Below are 15,021 nucleotides of genomic sequence, written 5' to 3'. Positions count from 1 at the left end.
GTTCAGCCCGCCACGGGCGTCGGGCGCGTGGCGACCGGCGCCGGCGGCGGGGGCGCCGCCGTCCCGGCCGGGACCGGGATGCGCCCGGTGAGGACCGTGCCCTCCCCCGGCGCCGACACGAGCTCCACGGTGCCGCCGATGGCGCCGAGCCGGTCCGCCATGTTCTGCAGCCCGCCGCCGCCGGCGACCCGGGCGGGGTCGAAGCCGGGCCCGTCGTCGGCGACGACCACGGTCAGCTCGTCGCCGTCGGCGCCGGCCGCGACCTCGAGCGTGATCGTGACGTGGGCGCCCGGGGCGTGCTTGCCCGCGTTCTGCAGCGCCTCGAGACAGCAGAAGTAGACGGCCGCCTCGGCCTGCTCGGGCAGCCGGCGCACGCCGGCCGCGTGCACCTCGACGGTCAACGGGCTGCGCTTGGCCGCGGCCCGCAGCGCGTCGCCCAGGCCGGCGTCGCGCAGCAGCGGCGGGTAGATGCCGTGGGCCAGGTCGCGCAGGGCCTGGATGGAGTCGCGGACGCCGCGGTCGAGCTCGTCGAGCAGCTCGGCGTCGGGGTCGTCGGGAGACGTGAGGGAGTCGCGGACCAGCCGCAGCCCGACGGCGAGCGCGACCAGGTGCTGCTGCGCGCCGTCGTGCAGGTCGCGCTCGATGCGGCGACGCTCGGCGTCCGCCGCCGCGACGAGGCGGGTGCGGGAGGCCTGCAGGTCGGCGTTGGTGCGGCGCAGGTCGGCGAGGGTCGCCTGGAGCGCCTCGTCGAGGGCGCGGTTGCGCAGCACGATCGCCAGGCGCCGGACGACCTCGGCGAGCGCCCGCTCGTCCGCCTCGCCGAAGGTGTCGGCGTCGGCGTCGCGCTCGATCACCACCAGCGCCAGCACCTCGCCGCCGTGGACCGCGGGCGCGAGCCGCAGCTGTCCGCGGCGGGCCGGCCCGTCCTCCTCGACCAGGTGCGGCAGCCACAGCTCCAGCCAGCCCGGTCCGGCGACGCCGGCGCGCTGCAGGGTGGCGAGCTCGTCCTCGTCCAGCGGCAGCGGCTCGGGCCCGGGTTCGACCGGCTGCGGGACGACCAGGCTGCGCGCGAGGGTCCGGGGCGCGTCGCCCCGGTCCGCCCAGATCTGGACGCGGGACAGCCGCCAGTCCTGCCGCATGGTCTCGGCGAGCTGGCGGAGCAGGTCGTCGACCGGCGTGCCGCGACCGGCGCGCTCGGCGAAGTCCGCGAGCAGCTCGTCGGGCGAGCGGCGGACGCCCTGCAGCGCGGCCCGGGTGGTGCGCGCGGCGCGGCGGCCGAGCGGTCCCGCCGCCACGGCGACGACGAGCATCCCCACCAGGGCGGGGTTCACCAGCGCGCGCTCGGCCCCGAGCGGCATCCGCCCGAACACGAGCAGCACGACGAGCAGGCCCGCGCAGACCGCCACGGACAGCCCGCCGAACTCCGAGGCACCGACCAGCACCGCGGTGCTCGCGCGGCGCGCGGCGGCGCTGAACATCAGGGCCACCCCCACGGCGAGCACGACCGCGGCGATCAGCCCGGTCACCCACCAGGCCGGACCGCCGCCCAGCAGCCCGACGACGACACCGGGCGCGATCACCCCGGCCGCGCCGACGAGTCCGGACAGCAGCAGGGAGCTGCGGGCGCGCCTGCCCGTGCCGACGCCGACGCGGCGGTGGCTGCGGAACCCGGCGCCGGCCGGGAGCGGGGTGCGGTCGCTCACCGGGGGGCCCGCAGCCCGGCGGGCACCTCGACGGGGCCGGACGGCTCGCCGTCGGCCAGGATGCGGCCGTCGCGCATGCGGACCAGCCGTTGCGCGCCCTCGGCGACCTCGCGGCTGTGGGTGACCATGAGGATCGTCTGCCCCTGGGCGTGCAGGCGCTGGAACAGGTCGAGGACCTCGGCGGCGCCGTCCGAGTCCAGGGCGCCGGTCGGCTCGTCGGCCAGCAGCAAGGTGGGGCGGTTGGCCAGCGCGCGGGCGATCGCCACGCGCTGGCGCTGACCGCCGGAGAGCGCCGCGGGAAGCTCCCGGGCCTTGTCGAGCAGGCCGAGCTGGTCGAGCAGGTCCCGGGCCCGGGCGGTGGCCTCGGCCGGCTTGGCCCCGGCGACCAGCGCGGCGAGCGAGACGTTCTCCAGCGCCGACATGTGCTCGATGAGGTGGAAGAACTGGAAGACCAGCCCGACGCTGCGGCGGCGCAGCCGGGCGAGGCGCGGGGCGCCGAGCTCCTCGATGCGGGTGCCGTCGAGCGCGATCGTGCCCTCGTCCGGCCGGTCCAGCCCGGCGAGCAGGTGCAGCAGCGTGGACTTGCCGCAGCCCGAGGGCCCCATGAGCGCGACGAACTCGCCGGCGCGGACGGTGAGGTCGACGCCGCGCAGGGCGCGCACGGGCGCCGTGCCGGCCTCGTAGGTCTTGCGCAGACCACGGACGACGAGGGCGGGGCCGGGCGCCGCGCCGCGCGGGGCGCCGGCAGCGCCGACGGCGGACTCGGTCTGCTGTGTCACCTGATCACCCTAGGGAGCGCCGGGTCCGCGCCGGGAGTGTCCGCGGCGAAGACACCGGCTGGCACGCCGGAGGAGGGTGGTACTGGCACCACCCCCGGCCTGTCCTCGCCGGGTCCGGCGCGGGCGTTACGCCGGCCCGGGGATCACCGTCGGACGGATCACCCGGGCGGGTCACCTCAGCCGGCCCTGGGCCAGGTGGCGCTCCGACTCCTGCTCGTGCCTCCGCTCGTCGTGCCCGATCTGGCGGAGCAGGTCGGCGACGGGGGCGTGGGCGGCGGCCGGTCAGCGGATCCGGCCGAGCAGCTCCGCCAGCTCGTCGGGCAGGGAGAACATCGGCGCGTGCGAGGACGGGAGCCGTTCGACGTGGTCGGCGGCCGCGGCCATGCGTTCCTGCGCCTCGGGCGGGAAGGACGCGTCGTTCTCGCAGATCACGTACGTGACCGGGTGCGTGCGCTCGGGCGCCGAGCTGGGCGAGCCGAGGCTGGCGAGCGACTGGGGCCGCATCCGGCGCAGCAGCGGCTCGGCACGCTCGCGGGGCACGTCGGCACAGATCGCCTCGTGGAGCACGCCGACGTCGTCGACGGTCACCAGCGTGCCGTCGTCCTGCGGGACGGCCCAGGGCAGCGGCGGCAGCGTCGCCAGCAGGTCGAACGCGGAGGTGCCGCCGGCCGGCCACAACGCGGCGAGGTACACGCCGTGCACCACGTCGGGATGGTCGGCGAGCTCGGTGACGACCATGCCGCCGTAGGAGTGCCCGACGAGCACGACCGGCTCCCCGGCGGACTCGACGTGCCCCCGGACCAGCTCGGTGTCGGCGGCGAGGTCGCCGAGCGCCGCGGGATCCGGGCCCGAGCTGAGCAGCTGCGGCGCGTCGACGACGTGCCCGGCCTTCTCCAGCCGGGCCCGGACCTCGTCCCAGTACCAACCGCCGACGAACGCGCCGTGCACGAGGACGTAGGTGGCCACGACCCGAGGGTGGGCCACGTCACACGGCAGCGGCAACCGCCGAAAGGCGGGAGGTCAGGCGTCGACGTCCCGGGGCTGGTCCGCGGCCGCGGCCTGGACCCGGGGCTGCTGCCGGTAGCCCGGGCGCGGCCGGGGCAGCAGCCCGAGGGCCACCCCGATCGCGGTCAGGTCCGGATAGGTCCCGACCGGCAGCGACCAGAGCTGGGCCGCGCTCAGCGAGTCCGCCCCGTAGTGGTCGGCGTGGGCGATGATCTGCCACTTCGCCGCGGGATAGGTCAGACCGGCCAGCACCTGGCCGATGCGCGCCAGGTCGGTGCGCGACGTCCGTCGGTACACGGGTACCTCCTGGTCCGGGCGCTCCGGGAGGGGCACCGGGCGCGTCGCAGGAGAGTGCCCCATATCACATTCCTCAAACGCGGTGCGGCCCGCGACCCGCCGGAGGGGGTGTCTGTTGTGCGGCCCCGGCGCGCCCCCGTAGGGTTGGCAGGCGGTTGAGACGACAGTCCGCAGCACGCGTCCGCGGAAGTCGAGGAGCACGGTGCGCAATGAGCAGTGAGACCCCCGCCGACGAGGGTGGCGTCGAGATCGAGGACGTCGTCCGTTTCGAACGGGCCGGTGAGGGTGACGGCGCGTCCCTGGTCGCGCACGTCCGCGGCGAGATCGACACGTTGACCGCCCCCCTGCTGCGCACCGAGCTCGACGCGCGGCTCCCCGAGGCCCCGCTCGTCGTCCTGGACCTGTCCGGGGTGACCTTCCTGGGGTCCGCCGGGCTGGCCGTGCTCGTCGCGGCGAAGGACGCGGTGGAGCGGCGCGGCCAGACGCTGCGGCTGGTGTGCGGGTCGCGCATCGTGACCCGGGCGCTCGAGGCGACCGGGCTGCTGGCGCTGTTCGACGTAGCCGACGGCGTGTCCGACGCGCTGCGTCCCACCGGCTGAGCCGGCACCGCACCAGGGAGGCGTCTGGGCGCCTGGTGGCCCCCGCGGTCTTCAACACCGACGTGGCCGAGCACCTCGGTCAGGCGGGTTCGATTCCCGTCCGCCTCCGCCAAGCCCTCAGCGGGTGACGCGGATCCGGCCGGTCCCCTCGCGCACCCGGCCGACGACCGCGGCGCCCGGCAGCTCCGCCACGGCGGCCGCGGCACGGTCCGGGGCGGCGCCGAACAGCAGCCCGCCGGAGGTCTGCGCGTCGGCCAGGAGCAGCACGTCCGTCTCCGTGACGCCCGACGCGGGGTCCAGCACCTCGGCCACCCAGTCCCGGTTGCGGCGGGTGCCGCCCGGGACCGTGCCGGCCTCGGCCAGCTCGCGCACGCCCGGCAGCAGCGGCACGTCGCCGACGACGATCTCGGCGTCCACCCCGGAGGCGGCGGCCATCTTGCGCAGGTGCCCCAGCAGGCCGAACCCGGTGACGTCCGTGCACCCGGTCGCGCCGGCGGCGAGCGCGGCGGCCGAGGCGGCGGCGTTGGGCGTGCACATCGACTCGACCGCCCGGCCGAGCAGATCCTCGCCCGCGGTCCCGACCTTGACGGCCGTGGTGGCGATGCCGACGCCGAGGGGCTTGGTCAGCACGAGCGCGTCCCCCGGGCGCAGGCCGGTGTTGGTGAGGATGCGGTCCGGGTGCAGCTCGCCGACCACGGCCAGCCCGTACTTGGGCTCCGGGTCGTCGATCGAGTGGCCGCCGACCACGGCGAACCCGCACTCCCGGCCGGCGTCGGCGCCGCCCTCGAGCACCTCCGCGAGCATCTCCGGCGGCAACGTCTCCGACGGCCAGGCCACGATGTTGAGGGCGAACAGCGGGCGGCCGCCCATGGCGAAGACGTCGGACACGGCGTTGGTCGCGGCGATCCGGCCCCAGGTCCGCGGGTCGTCGACGACCGGCGTGAAGAAGTCCGTGGTCGCCACCAGCGCGCGGTCGGCGTCGAGCCGCCAGACGGCGGCGTCGTCACCCGTCTCGGTGCCGACGAGCAGGTCGGGGTGACTGGGCGGGGTGACCCCGGCGAGGACCTCGGCGAGCCGACCCGGGCCGATCTTGCAGCCACAGCCCGCACCGTGGCTGAACTGGGTGAGTCTGCGCGTCTGTCCGGTGGTACCCGCCGTCATCCCTCGACCGTAGCGGAGTCCGCCCGTCGCACGCGGGCTCCCACTGACCGACCCTTGGCGACCCCGCAGGGAGATCGTCCGGGACGGGAGTCACCCTGGAGGTGTGACACCCGTTCCGGAGCGTGACGCCGACCCGGTCAACCGGTCCGGTGCGTTCGAGGTGGTGCGCCGCGGCTACGCGCGCGACCAGGTCGACGCACTGGTCCGCGAGCTGGAGCGGCGCGCCCAGGCCGCCGAGAACGCCCGCCGCATGGCCGAGCAGCACGCCGCGGGGCTCGCGGAGGAGCTGCGGACCCTGCGGGCCGGCACCCCGGCGGAGGGCCTGCCCACCGTGCCGCAGAGCTTCGGGTTCCGCGCGGAGAAGGTGCTGCGGCTCGCCGAGCGCGAGGCCTCCGACATCCGGGCCGCCGCCGAGCGCGACGCCGCCGAGATCCGCGCCGCCGCCACGCGCGAGGCCGCCGACCTGATGGAGCGCGCCCACACCGCCGCGGGACGGGCCCGCGCCGACGCCGACGCCGAATGGGCGGCGGTGGCCGCGGAGCGCGCCGACCTGGCCGCCCGGGTGGCCGAGCACGCCGAGCGACTGGAGGAGCTCGCCGGGCTGCGCACCGCGCTGCGCACCGAGCTGGCCCGGTTGCACGCCGCGCTGGGCGCCGAGCTGCGCGGGCTGGACGCGGCGTTCGCGGTTGCCGCCGCCCCGGTGGACGCGACGGACGAGCCGTACCCCGCGGCGCCCGAGCAGGGGCCCACCGGGGCCGCGTCCGGCGGGGAGCGGGAGCCCGTGGAGGAGCCGGTCGCGTCCGGTGCGGACGCGGCCGAGGAGCCGGCCGGTCGGGCCGAGGACGGCGTCGTCGAGGAGGCCGGGTCCGCCGACCGCGCCGAGGACCCAGCCGAGGACCCAGCCGAGCGCACCGTCGAGGCCACCGTCGAGGCCGTCGGGGCGCAGGCCGGGCCCGTCGCGGAGGAGACCACCGACCGGGCCGGTCATCCCGACCACCCCGAGCCGGCCGGCACACCCGCGGCCGGGGACCAGCGCGGCGAGGCCGCTGCCGCGGTGTGGACCCCGACCCCCGGCACCGCGGACCTGTTCGAGGCCGAGCAGACCCGTCCGGCCGACCGCGGAGCCGTCCGCGTCCCGGAACAGCGCCGCGAGCAGAACACGGAGAACCGGCACGCCCTGCGCCCGGGCTGACGGGCACGGCATGCTCTTCCCATGACGGACGCCCCGGTCCGCGGCACGCCCGTTCCCCCGCCCGCGGACGCACCCGACCCGCGCCGCGCGGTACCGCGCACCGACGCGGTGCTCGCCGACCCCCGCCTGGCGGAGGCCGCACGACGGCTGGGCCGCGCGTTGGTGAAGCGCGCGGTCGTCGACGCCCAGCAACGGGCCCGCGCGGGCGCCATCCCGCCGACCGAGGTCGCCGACGCCGCGCTGGCCGCCCTCCCCCGCACCGCCACCCGGCTGCGCCCCGTGCTCAACGCGACGGGCGTGCTGCTCCACACCAACCTCGGCCGCGCGCCGCTCTCGGCCGCCGCGCGGGAGGCCCTGGCGGTCGCGGCCGGGACCTGCGACGTCGAGCTCGACCTCGCGACCGGCACGCGCGGCCGGCGCGGCGCGGGGGTCGTCGACGCCCTGCTCGCGGCCGTGCCCGGCGCGGCCGCCGCGTACGTCGCGAACAACGGCGCGGCCGCGCTCGCGCTCGTCGCCGCGACCCTCGCGGGCGGGAAGGAGATCGTGGTCTCCCGCGGCGAGCTCGTCGAGATCGGCGACGGCTTCCGCATCCCCGACCTGCTCGAGTCGACCGGCGCCCGGCTGCGCGAGGTCGGCACCACCAACCGCACGCACCTCGCCGACTACGCGCGCGCGATCGGCCCGGAGACCGGGTTCGTGCTCAAGGTGCACCCCTCGAACTTCACCGTCAGCGGCTTCACCAGCGAGGTCGGCCCCGAGGAGCTGGCGGGACTGGGCGTGCCGGTGGTGGTCGACATCGGATCGGGACTGCTCACCCCGCACCCGCTGCTGCCCGACGAACCCGACGCCGCCGGCATGCTCGCCCGCGGCGCCACGCTCGTCACCGCGTCCGGCGACAAGCTCCTCGGCGGGCCGCAGGCGGGACTGGTCCTGGGCGGCGCCGGCGAAGGCGCGGAGCTGGTCGAGCGGGTCCGGCGGTTCCCGCTCGCCCGGGCGATGCGCGTCGACAAGCTCACGCTGGCAGCGCTGGAGGCCACGCTGCGCGGCCCCGACACCCCCGTCCGGACGGCGCTGGAGGTCCCGGTCGGGGACCTGCGGCGCCGGGCCGAACGGCTCGCCGGGGAGCTGGGCGGGATCGCCGAGGTCGTGGACTCCGTCTCGACGGTCGGCGGCGGCGGCGCCCCGGGCGTCACCTTGCCGAGCGCGGCCGTCGCGCTGCCCGAGCGGTTCGCCGCGGCCCTGCGTGCCGGCGACCCGGCCGTTCTGGGCCGGCTCGAAGGCGGGCGGTGCCTGCTGGACCTGCGTGCCCTGGACCCGGCGGACGACGCCGCCCTCGCCGCCGCCGTCACGGCCACCGTCACCGCCGGGACCTGAGATGCCGGCCCGTGTGATCGCGACGGCGGGGCACGTCGACCACGGCAAGTCCACCCTGGTCCGCGCCCTGACCGGGATGGAGCCCGACCGGCTGGCGGAGGAGCGCCGCCGCGGCCTGACGATCGACCTCGGGTTCGCGTGGACCCGCCTCGACTCGGGCACCGAGCTGGCCTTCGTCGACGTGCCCGGCCACGAACGCTTCGTGACGACGATGCTGGCCGGCGCCGGGCCGGTCCCCGCGGCCATGATCGTGGTCGCGGCCGACGAGGGCTGGATGCCCCAGTCCGCCGAGCACCTCGACGCGCTCGACGCCCTCGGGGTGGACCGCGGGCTGCTCGTGATCACCCGCTGCGACCTGCTCGACCCCGAACCCGCCCGCGAGGACGCGCAGGCGGCGCTGGCCCGCTCGTCGCTCGGCGCGCTGCCGGTCGTGCCGGTGTGCGCCCCGCGCGGCGCGGGTCTCCCCGAGCTCCGCGCCGCGCTCGACGCGCTGGTCGGCGACCTGCCCGAGCCCGATCCGGCCGCCGACGTCCGGCTGTGGGTGGACCGTGCCTTCACCATCCGCGGCGCCGGGACGGTCGTGACCGGCACGCTGGGCGCGGGCACGATCCGGCTGGGCGACGAGCTGGAGCTCGGCGGGCGCCGGGTCGGCGTGCGCGGGCTGGAGAGCCTCGGCGAGCCGCGCGAGGAGGTCACCGGCGTCGCGCGGGTGGCGGTGAACCTGCGCGGGCTGTCCAAGGAGGCGGTCGGGCGCGGGGACGCCCTGCTCACGCCCGGTGCCTGGCGCACCGCGACCGACGTCGACGTCAGACTCCGCGCGCCGGGGAGCCGGGCCGATCCCGACGCGCCCGTCGAGCTCCCGGGATCGCTGATGCTGCACGCCGGCGCCGCGGCCACCGGGGTGCGGGTGCGGCCGCTGGGTCCCCACCACGCGCGGCTGCGCCTGGAGCACCCGCTGCCGCTGCGCATCGGCGACCGCGCCGTCCTGCGCGACCCGGGGCGGCGTGCCGTCCTCGCCGGGGCGGTGGTCCTCGACGTCCGGCCGCCGGCGCTGACCCGCCGCGGGGCCGCCCGGCGCCGGGCCGCCGAGCTCGCCGCGCCCGGTGTCGGCACCGCGGCGGGCGAGCTGGGCCGGCGCGGGGTCGCCCGGGCTGCCGACCTGGTCGCGATGGGCGTCCCGCCGCGGGAGGTCGCGGACCTGCACGTGCCGGCGGCCCACGGCTGGCTGGTGGACCCCGCGCGGGCCGCCCGGGCCGTGGTCACGCTCGCCGAGGCCGTCCGGGCGCACGACGCCGCGGAGCCCCTCGATCCGGGGCTGACGACCGAGGCCGCGCGGCGCGCCGCCGACCTGCCCGACGCCGCACTGCTGCCCGCGGTCCTGGCCGCGGCCCCGAGCAGTCCCGAGGCGCCGCTGGTGCTGCGCGACGGCCGCGTCCGGCTCGACCGGGCCCACTCCCTCCCGGCGACGGTCCGGGAGGCCCTGGCGACCCTGCGCCGGGACCTCACGGGCGACCCGTTCGCGGCCCCGGACGCCGACCGGCTGGCCCAGCTCGGCCTCGGCCCGAAGGAGCTCGCGGCGCTGGTGCGCGCCGGTGAGCTCGTGGAGCTCGCCCGCGGCGTCGTGCTGCTGCCCGACGCCCCGGACCGGGCCGTCGAGGTGCTGCGGACCATCGGGCCGGTGTTCACGCTCAGCGAGGCACGTCAGGCGCTGGGAACGAGCCGTCGGGTCGCCGTCCCGCTGCTCGAGCTGCTGGGCCGGACCGGGCACACGCGACGCCCCGACGACAGCCACCACGAGCTCCGCTGACGCTCCCGCCGCGGGCCGGCGACCGTTCGCCGCGCGGTCCGCGACCGCGGACCGGGGGTCGCGCTCCGAGTGGCAGTGCGGTCCGGCAGCCCTTACCGTTCCGCCAATGCAGCACACGCACGACGCCTCCGGCGCCGCGGTCCGCCGCGGCGAGTCGGACGACCAGATCACCGTCTCGACGCGCCCGGCGGGCGAGGGGCAGGTCGTCGTCGAGGTCGGCGGCGAGGTCGACATGCTGACCTCCCCGCAGCTGCGTTCGGTCGTGCTCGGTCAGCTGTCGGACGGTGCCCAGCTCGTGGTGCTGGCGCTCGACGGCGTCACCTTCCTCGGCACCAGCGGCCTCGCCGTGCTGATCGAGGTCCGGGAGGCCGCGCACCAGGCCGGGGTCGAGCTCCGGCTCGCGTGCACCGGGCGGCGCGTGCTGCGCCCGCTGTCCATCGCCGGTCTGGTCCCGATGTTCGACATCCACGACACGGTCGAGCAGGCCCTGCAAGCCACCTGACCGAGGTCGGCAGGACTGTGACGACCGTCACGAAGAGGGCGTGTCGAGATGCGCCCCGGCGCCGATCGCGGGATCCTCTGCGGCCGCTCTGAGCTGCGAGGACTCGGATCGGACCGGCGCCGGCCCCACGCCGGCGCACTCGTCCGTATCCGGACGAATCCGCTCTCTCCGCCGTGTTCCGTCCCCTCGGGCGTTTGGCCGTGAGGACCTTGGGGAACGCCGCGGCAGATCGCCCGGCACGTGGTCGGGCCCTCCGACGAGAGCGAAGGTGAGCCGAGTGAGCGACGTGTCCCGCCTCCCTGGGCCCATGGACCACGCCTGGCAGTGGCAGCGCCTGGGCGCGTGCCGCGGCATGGACAGCGCGGTCTTCTTCCACCCGGACGGCGAGCGCAACCCCTCGCGCGCCCGCCGGACCGCACAGGCCAAGGCCGTGTGCCAGCGGTGTCCGGTGATGGACATGTGCCGGGAGTTCGCGCTCGAGACGCGCGAGCCGTTCGGCGTGTGGGGCGGCCTCGGGGAGTCCGAGCGCCGCACGCTGCTGGAGCGCCGCGACCAGCAGAAGCGTCTCGCCTCCGCGAGCTGACCCGCGGGCGCCCTCGCGTGCTCCCGCGGCGTCGGGGGCCGCGGGAGACCGAGCAGCGAAGGGGCGGTCCCCGGGAGCTTCCCGGGACCGCCCCTTCGTCGTGCGCGGCGGCCCCCGGCCTCGCTACGGCAGGGATACCTCGGACCGCGTCCGGTCAACCCCGCGGCGAGGTGAGCCACACCACCCCGGCGGTTCCGGCGGTTCTCAGGCGTCGCTGCCGACCACGCTGAGCTCGAGAGAGCGGTAGCGCAGCAGCGGAAGCCCGTAGACCCGCACCACCCGCTGGACGGCGGCGACGACCGTCGTCCGCTCCGGGTCGGCCGGCGAGGGCAGCGGGGCCACGCAGTACACGCCCGGCTCGGGGTCGAAGCCGACGAGCTCGGACAACGCCGCGACCAGGTCGTCCTCGGCGGCGGCACCGATCCGGCCGGGCAGCCCGAGCCGGTGGACGTGCACGTCCTGCAGGCCGAGGGCCTCGACCGCGGCCGCGACCCCGTCCTCGTCCCCGTCCTCGTCGTCTTCCCCGTACTCGTCGTCGCCGTACTCGTCGTCGTACTCGTCGAGGTCGCCGTCGAGGTCGTCCCACTCGTCGACGTGCCCCGGCGCGTCGGCCCCGTCGAACCGGACGTCGACCCGGTCGAGGGAGACCGGCAGGCTCGTGACGCCCTCGGGCGACACGAGCGACACGGGCGGCACGGGCACCGGCGGCACGGGCACCGGCGTGGCCGGTGCGGCGGGCGCGTCGGCCCGGGCGAGCAGCAGGTCCACCCGGCCGGCGTCGGCCACCAGGCGCGCAAGGTCGGACTCGGGCCGCAGCAGCTCCATGGGGCTCACCGCGACGGCCACCAGCCGCCGACGCGCGGGCGGGATTCGGGCCGGCCCGCCGCGCCGTTGCGCGGGCGTGCCGATGCCCTCGATCTCCGGCACCGCCACCATTCCTCGCTCGCCCCCTGCCCGGTCGGCGCCGTTGCCGACCGTCTCGCTCCCGGCCTCGTCGACCGGTGTCAACGGCATCGTTTCCTGTCCACGTCCCCGTATGCGGCCTCGCACGCCGAACGGACGTCACGGTTCCGTGAGCGGGCGGCACCGGAAGGCAGTCGGTTACCCCGAACGGGTGCAGCGGTCGTCGGCGTGGGACGAACGGGACGCCGTTCCCCCGCCCGTGCCCTCAGCCCTCGAGACGCACGGCGAGCACCGCGATGTCGTCGCGGAGGTGCGCCGGCTCGCAGACCTCCAGCACCCGGTCGACGACGGCCTCGGCGGGCGAGTCCGCGGGAATCTCCCGCAGGGTGCGTTCGAGCAGGTCGACGCGCTCGTCGGCGTCCTCCCCCGCGATGTCGGTCAGGCCGTCCGTGTAGAGCAGCAGCAGCGCCCCGGCGGGCACCGTGAGCGTGGCCTCGGTGCGGCCCTCCTCGCCGGCGCGGCCGAGCGTCGGGACGACCCCGATCATCGGTGAGAGGTGCTCGTCGAGCCGGCGCAGCTCGCCCTCGCGCGTGAGCAGCAGCGGCGCGGGATGCCCGGCGTTGGCGTAGCGCAGCACCCGGTCGCCCGAGGCGTCCGGCGGCTCGAGCCGGGCGTACACCGCGGTCGCCATCGAGGCCATCTCCAGGCCCTGCACGAGCTGGTCGCAGCGGTCGAGCACCGAGCCGGGGCGGCCGCCGTCCCACGCGTAGGAGCGGAGCACACCGCGCAGCTGCCCCATCGCCGCGGCGGCGGACAGGTCGTGCCCGACGACGTCGCCCACCGCGATGCCGACGGCCCCGTCGGGCAGCGGCAGCACGTCGTACCAGTCGCCGCCCACCTGGTTGCCGTCCGTGCCGACCCGGTACCGCGCGGCCATCTGCAGGCCGCCCACCTCGGGCACGGCCGGCAGCAGGCTGTGCTGCAGCGTCGCGGCGGCGGCGTGCTCGCGCTCGTAGAGCCGCGCGTTGTCGACCGTCAGCCCGGCGCGCCCGGCGAGGTCGGTGGCCAGGTGCAGGTCCTTCTGGCTGTAGCGGCGGCCGTACGGGTGCTGGGTGACCAGGGTGAGCGCACCCAGCACCTTCCCGCGGGCGCGCAGCGGCACCACCATCGCCGACCGCATCCGCAGCCGGTCGTAGAGCTCGGCGGCCGGGGAACCGGCGTCGTAGCGGTCGGTGCCGTGCTCGGGCAGGTCCGACAGCAGCACCGGCTCGCCGGTCGCCAGCACCCGTCCGGTGGTGCTGTCGTGACCGGCCCGGTAGTCGCGCAGGTCGGCCATCCGCGCGATCCGGTCCTCGTCGGCGCGATCGCGCGCGGCCACGGCGACCCGGCGCGGCAGCCCCGAACCCGGGCGGTCCAGCAGGTCCACCGCGCAGACGTCCGCCAGCTGCGGCACGACCAGGCGGGCCAGGCCGTGGCAGGCGTCGTCGACGCCGAGCGCCTCGGTCATGTGCGTGGTCGCCTCGGCGAGCAGCCGCAGCTGGCTGCGGGCCTCCTCCGCGTCGGCCAGCGCCGCGCGGCGCTCCTGCTCGACGAGCACCCGTTCGGTGACGTCGTTCTGCACGCCGACGAAGTTGACGAGGTCCCCGGCGCCGTCGACCACCGGGGAGATCGACACCTGGTTCCAGAAGGCGGTGCCGTCCTTGCGGTAGTTCAGCAGCACCTCGGTGATCGGCTCCTGCGCGCGCAGCGCCGCGCGCATCCGCTCCACGCTCCGCCGATCGGTGTTCGGGCCCTGCAGGAACCGGCAGTTGCGCCCGACCGCCTCCTCCACCGCGTAGCCGGTGAGCCGGGTGAAGGACGGGTTGACCCAGATCAGCGGGCCGTCCTCGCGCCGCGGGTCGGTGATGGTGAACGACATGTCGGTGGCGACGACCGCCCGGTCCCGCAGCACCTCCAGGCGCCGCCGGTCGCCGTGCTCGCTGCCGGAGAGCTGCAGGAACACCACGAGTGCCCGGGACCGCAGCTCGGCGGGGACCGGGAGCTGCTCGCCCGTGTCGCCCAGCCCGCCCGGCCCCAGGACGAAACCCGTGACCCACAGCAGCCGGCCCTCGGACGCCTCGCGCTGCTCCTCGGTGGCGGTGGAGCCCCGGCGGGCCGCGTCGTGGACCGCGACCGGCTCGCCCGCGACCGGGATGCCCGCGGCGACCAGCGACAGCGGCGAGCTCGTCTCGCTCATCCGCTTGCCGCCGAGGTCGGTCAGCCCGGCGGCGTCGCCCCAGGCGTCGATGTCGACCGGCAACGAGACGCGGTCGCCGGTCAGCTCCACGGCCGCCGCGTTGGCGTAGACGACCCGCCGCTCGTCGAGGTCGATCATCAGCACGGCCGCGGGCGCGTCGTAGAGGACCGTGGGCAGGTCGGGAACGTCGCCGGGCAGGCCGTCGCGGGCCACCCCCTGGGCCAGGTCGTGGGCCAGGTCCTCGGCCAGGTCCTCGGCCAGGCCACGCTGGTCGGTCGTCTCCACGCGCCGAGCGTAATGGCCGCCCCGCCCACCCGCGCCCCGGCGGCCGCCACCGCCTGGGTAGGGTGCGCCGGGACCGGTTGAGCCCGCAGCCGCCCTGCGCCCCCGCCTGCCCGCGACCCGCGTGGGCACGCCGACGCCGGAGGTGAGTGCCCTGCCGTTCCCCGCCTCGCGTGGCCCGTCGCGTCCCGGCGGGCTCGACACCGAGCTCACCTCGCCCGTGCCGGGCGTGTACGTGCTCGTCGTCGGCGGCGAGGTCGACACGCTGACCGCGCCGGCCCTCGGCGAGGCGCTCGGCGCCCTGCTGGAGGCCGAGCCGACCGACGCCGTGGCCGCGGTCGACCTCGCCGGCGTCGGGTTCCTGGCGTCGAGCGGGCTGGCGGTGCTCATCCGTGCCGCGCACCGGGCGGAGGCCCAGGGTCGCGCGCTGCACCTGCTCGGTGGCTCGCGGGCGGTCACCCGACCGCTCGAGGTCACCGGGTCGGACCAGTTGTTCACCCTGCTCCCGGGCCTGGACGAGCTCCTCGCCCGGGTGGACGGCGACCGCCCCGCGGGTCGAGTACGCCGACCGGATTGATAAGAACGCACCCCGGGTAGC

14 protein-coding genes and 1 tRNA gene are annotated in these 15,021 nt (G+C 77.1%); 8 read left to right on the top strand and 7 right to left on the bottom strand.

Annotated elements, in window-relative coordinates; translation table 11 throughout:
* Positions 1-2: 2 nt before the first annotated feature.
* From LWC35_RS22445 to LWC35_RS22430, 4 genes are all read right to left on the bottom strand, one after another.
* On the bottom strand, positions 3-1,703 hold the full coding sequence (locus LWC35_RS22445) for a sensor histidine kinase (RefSeq protein WP_232872172.1): 1,701 nt from the start codon (positions 1,701-1,703) through the stop codon (positions 3-5).
* Positions 1,700-2,482 carry an ABC transporter ATP-binding protein gene (locus LWC35_RS22440; RefSeq protein WP_308194634.1) on the bottom strand — a complete coding sequence of 261 codons (783 nt, stop codon included), beginning with the start codon at positions 2,480-2,482 and terminating at the stop codon, positions 1,700-1,702. The genes LWC35_RS22445 and LWC35_RS22440 overlap by 4 nt, the downstream gene beginning before the upstream one ends.
* Before the next feature lie 282 nt (positions 2,483-2,764).
* A complete protein-coding gene (locus tag LWC35_RS22435; RefSeq protein WP_232872171.1) occupies positions 2,765-3,448 on the bottom strand; it encodes an alpha/beta fold hydrolase in 684 nt (227 codons plus the stop codon).
* A gap of 54 nt (positions 3,449-3,502) precedes the next feature.
* Positions 3,503-3,784, bottom strand: coding sequence for a DUF2795 domain-containing protein (locus LWC35_RS22430; protein ID WP_232872170.1), 282 nt, complete (start codon positions 3,782-3,784; stop codon positions 3,503-3,505).
* Between the two features lie 209 nt (positions 3,785-3,993).
* On the opposite strand from LWC35_RS22430, the gene LWC35_RS22425 reads away from it, so the two are divergent.
* Both LWC35_RS22425 and LWC35_RS22420 read left to right on the top strand, forming a co-directional pair.
* Positions 3,994-4,383 carry an STAS domain-containing protein gene (locus LWC35_RS22425; RefSeq protein ID WP_232872168.1) on the top strand — a complete coding sequence of 130 codons (390 nt, stop codon included), beginning with the start codon at positions 3,994-3,996 and terminating at the stop codon, positions 4,381-4,383.
* A gap of 16 nt (positions 4,384-4,399) precedes the next feature.
* Positions 4,400-4,495 (top strand) — tRNA-Sec (locus LWC35_RS22420).
* A 5-nt stretch (positions 4,496-4,500) separates the two neighbouring features.
* Here LWC35_RS22420 and selD read toward each other — a convergent pair.
* Positions 4,501-5,544, bottom strand: a complete 1,044-nt coding sequence (gene selD, locus LWC35_RS22415; RefSeq protein WP_232872166.1) for a selenide, water dikinase SelD — start codon at positions 5,542-5,544, stop codon at positions 4,501-4,503.
* A 103-nt stretch (positions 5,545-5,647) separates the two neighbouring features.
* On the opposite strand from selD, the gene LWC35_RS22410 reads away from it, so the two are divergent.
* The 5 genes from LWC35_RS22410 (at position 5,648) to LWC35_RS22390 (ending at position 11,002) form a co-directional block, all read left to right on the top strand.
* Positions 5,648-6,736, top strand: a complete 1,089-nt coding sequence (locus LWC35_RS22410) for a hypothetical protein (RefSeq protein WP_232872165.1) — start codon at positions 5,648-5,650, stop codon at positions 6,734-6,736.
* Positions 6,737-6,757: 21 nt separating this feature from the next.
* Positions 6,758-8,110 (top strand): L-seryl-tRNA(Sec) selenium transferase, encoded by a 1,353-nt coding sequence (gene selA / locus LWC35_RS22405; protein WP_232872164.1) that lies wholly within the window; start codon positions 6,758-6,760, stop codon positions 8,108-8,110.
* 1 nt (position 8,111) lies between these two features.
* Positions 8,112-9,917: a selenocysteine-specific translation elongation factor gene (gene selB, locus LWC35_RS22400; RefSeq protein WP_232872163.1), complete on the top strand. Its 1,806-nt coding sequence runs from the start codon at positions 8,112-8,114 to the stop codon at positions 9,915-9,917.
* A gap of 106 nt (positions 9,918-10,023) precedes the next feature.
* Positions 10,024-10,419: an STAS domain-containing protein gene (locus tag LWC35_RS22395; protein WP_232872161.1), complete on the top strand. Its 396-nt coding sequence runs from the start codon at positions 10,024-10,026 to the stop codon at positions 10,417-10,419.
* 277 nt (positions 10,420-10,696) lie between these two features.
* Positions 10,697-11,002 carry a WhiB family transcriptional regulator gene (locus LWC35_RS22390; protein ID WP_308191044.1) on the top strand — a complete coding sequence of 102 codons (306 nt, stop codon included), beginning with the start codon at positions 10,697-10,699 and terminating at the stop codon, positions 11,000-11,002.
* 204 nt (positions 11,003-11,206) lie between these two features.
* Here LWC35_RS22390 and LWC35_RS22385 read toward each other — a convergent pair whose 3' ends face one another.
* Positions 11,207-12,016, bottom strand: a complete 810-nt coding sequence (locus LWC35_RS22385; RefSeq protein ID WP_232872160.1) for a hypothetical protein — start codon at positions 12,014-12,016, stop codon at positions 11,207-11,209.
* Positions 12,017-12,170: 154 nt separating this feature from the next.
* Complete coding sequence (locus LWC35_RS22380; protein WP_232872158.1) at positions 12,171-14,426, bottom strand: SpoIIE family protein phosphatase; 2,256 nt, start codon at positions 14,424-14,426, stop codon at positions 12,171-12,173.
* Between the two features lie 142 nt (positions 14,427-14,568).
* Between LWC35_RS22380 and LWC35_RS22375 the strand changes: the two genes are divergently transcribed.
* Positions 14,569-15,000 carry an STAS domain-containing protein gene (locus LWC35_RS22375; RefSeq protein ID WP_232872156.1) on the top strand — a complete coding sequence of 144 codons (432 nt, stop codon included), beginning with the start codon at positions 14,569-14,571 and terminating at the stop codon, positions 14,998-15,000.
* Positions 15,001-15,021 lie beyond the last annotated feature (21 nt).

This window comes from Pseudonocardia kujensis, from assembly GCF_021283305.1.
GTDB lineage: Bacteria > Actinomycetota > Actinomycetes > Mycobacteriales > Pseudonocardiaceae > Pseudonocardia > Pseudonocardia kujensis.
Note: the sequence above shows the minus strand (reverse complement) of the source record. Positions and strands in the feature narration are given on the sequence as shown.

Bases quoted from the DNA above. Each gene is read 5' to 3' on its own strand.
- LWC35_RS22395 (WP_232872161.1), top strand. From the start codon at position 10,024: ATGCAGCACACGCACGACGCCTCCGGCGCCGCGGTCCGCCGCGGCGAG.
- selB (WP_232872163.1), top strand. From the start codon at position 8,112: ATGCCGGCCCGTGTGATCGCGACGGCGGGGCACGTCGACCACGGCAAG.
- LWC35_RS22425 (WP_232872168.1), top strand. From the start codon at position 3,994: ATGAGCAGTGAGACCCCCGCCGACGAGGGTGGCGTCGAGATCGAGGAC.
- LWC35_RS22385 (WP_232872160.1), bottom strand. From the start codon at position 12,016: ATGCCGTTGACACCGGTCGACGAGGCCGGGAGCGAGACGGTCGGCAAC.
- selA (WP_232872164.1), top strand. From the start codon at position 6,758: ATGACGGACGCCCCGGTCCGCGGCACGCCCGTTCCCCCGCCCGCGGAC.
- selD (WP_232872166.1), bottom strand. From the start codon at position 5,544: ATGACGGCGGGTACCACCGGACAGACGCGCAGACTCACCCAGTTCAGC.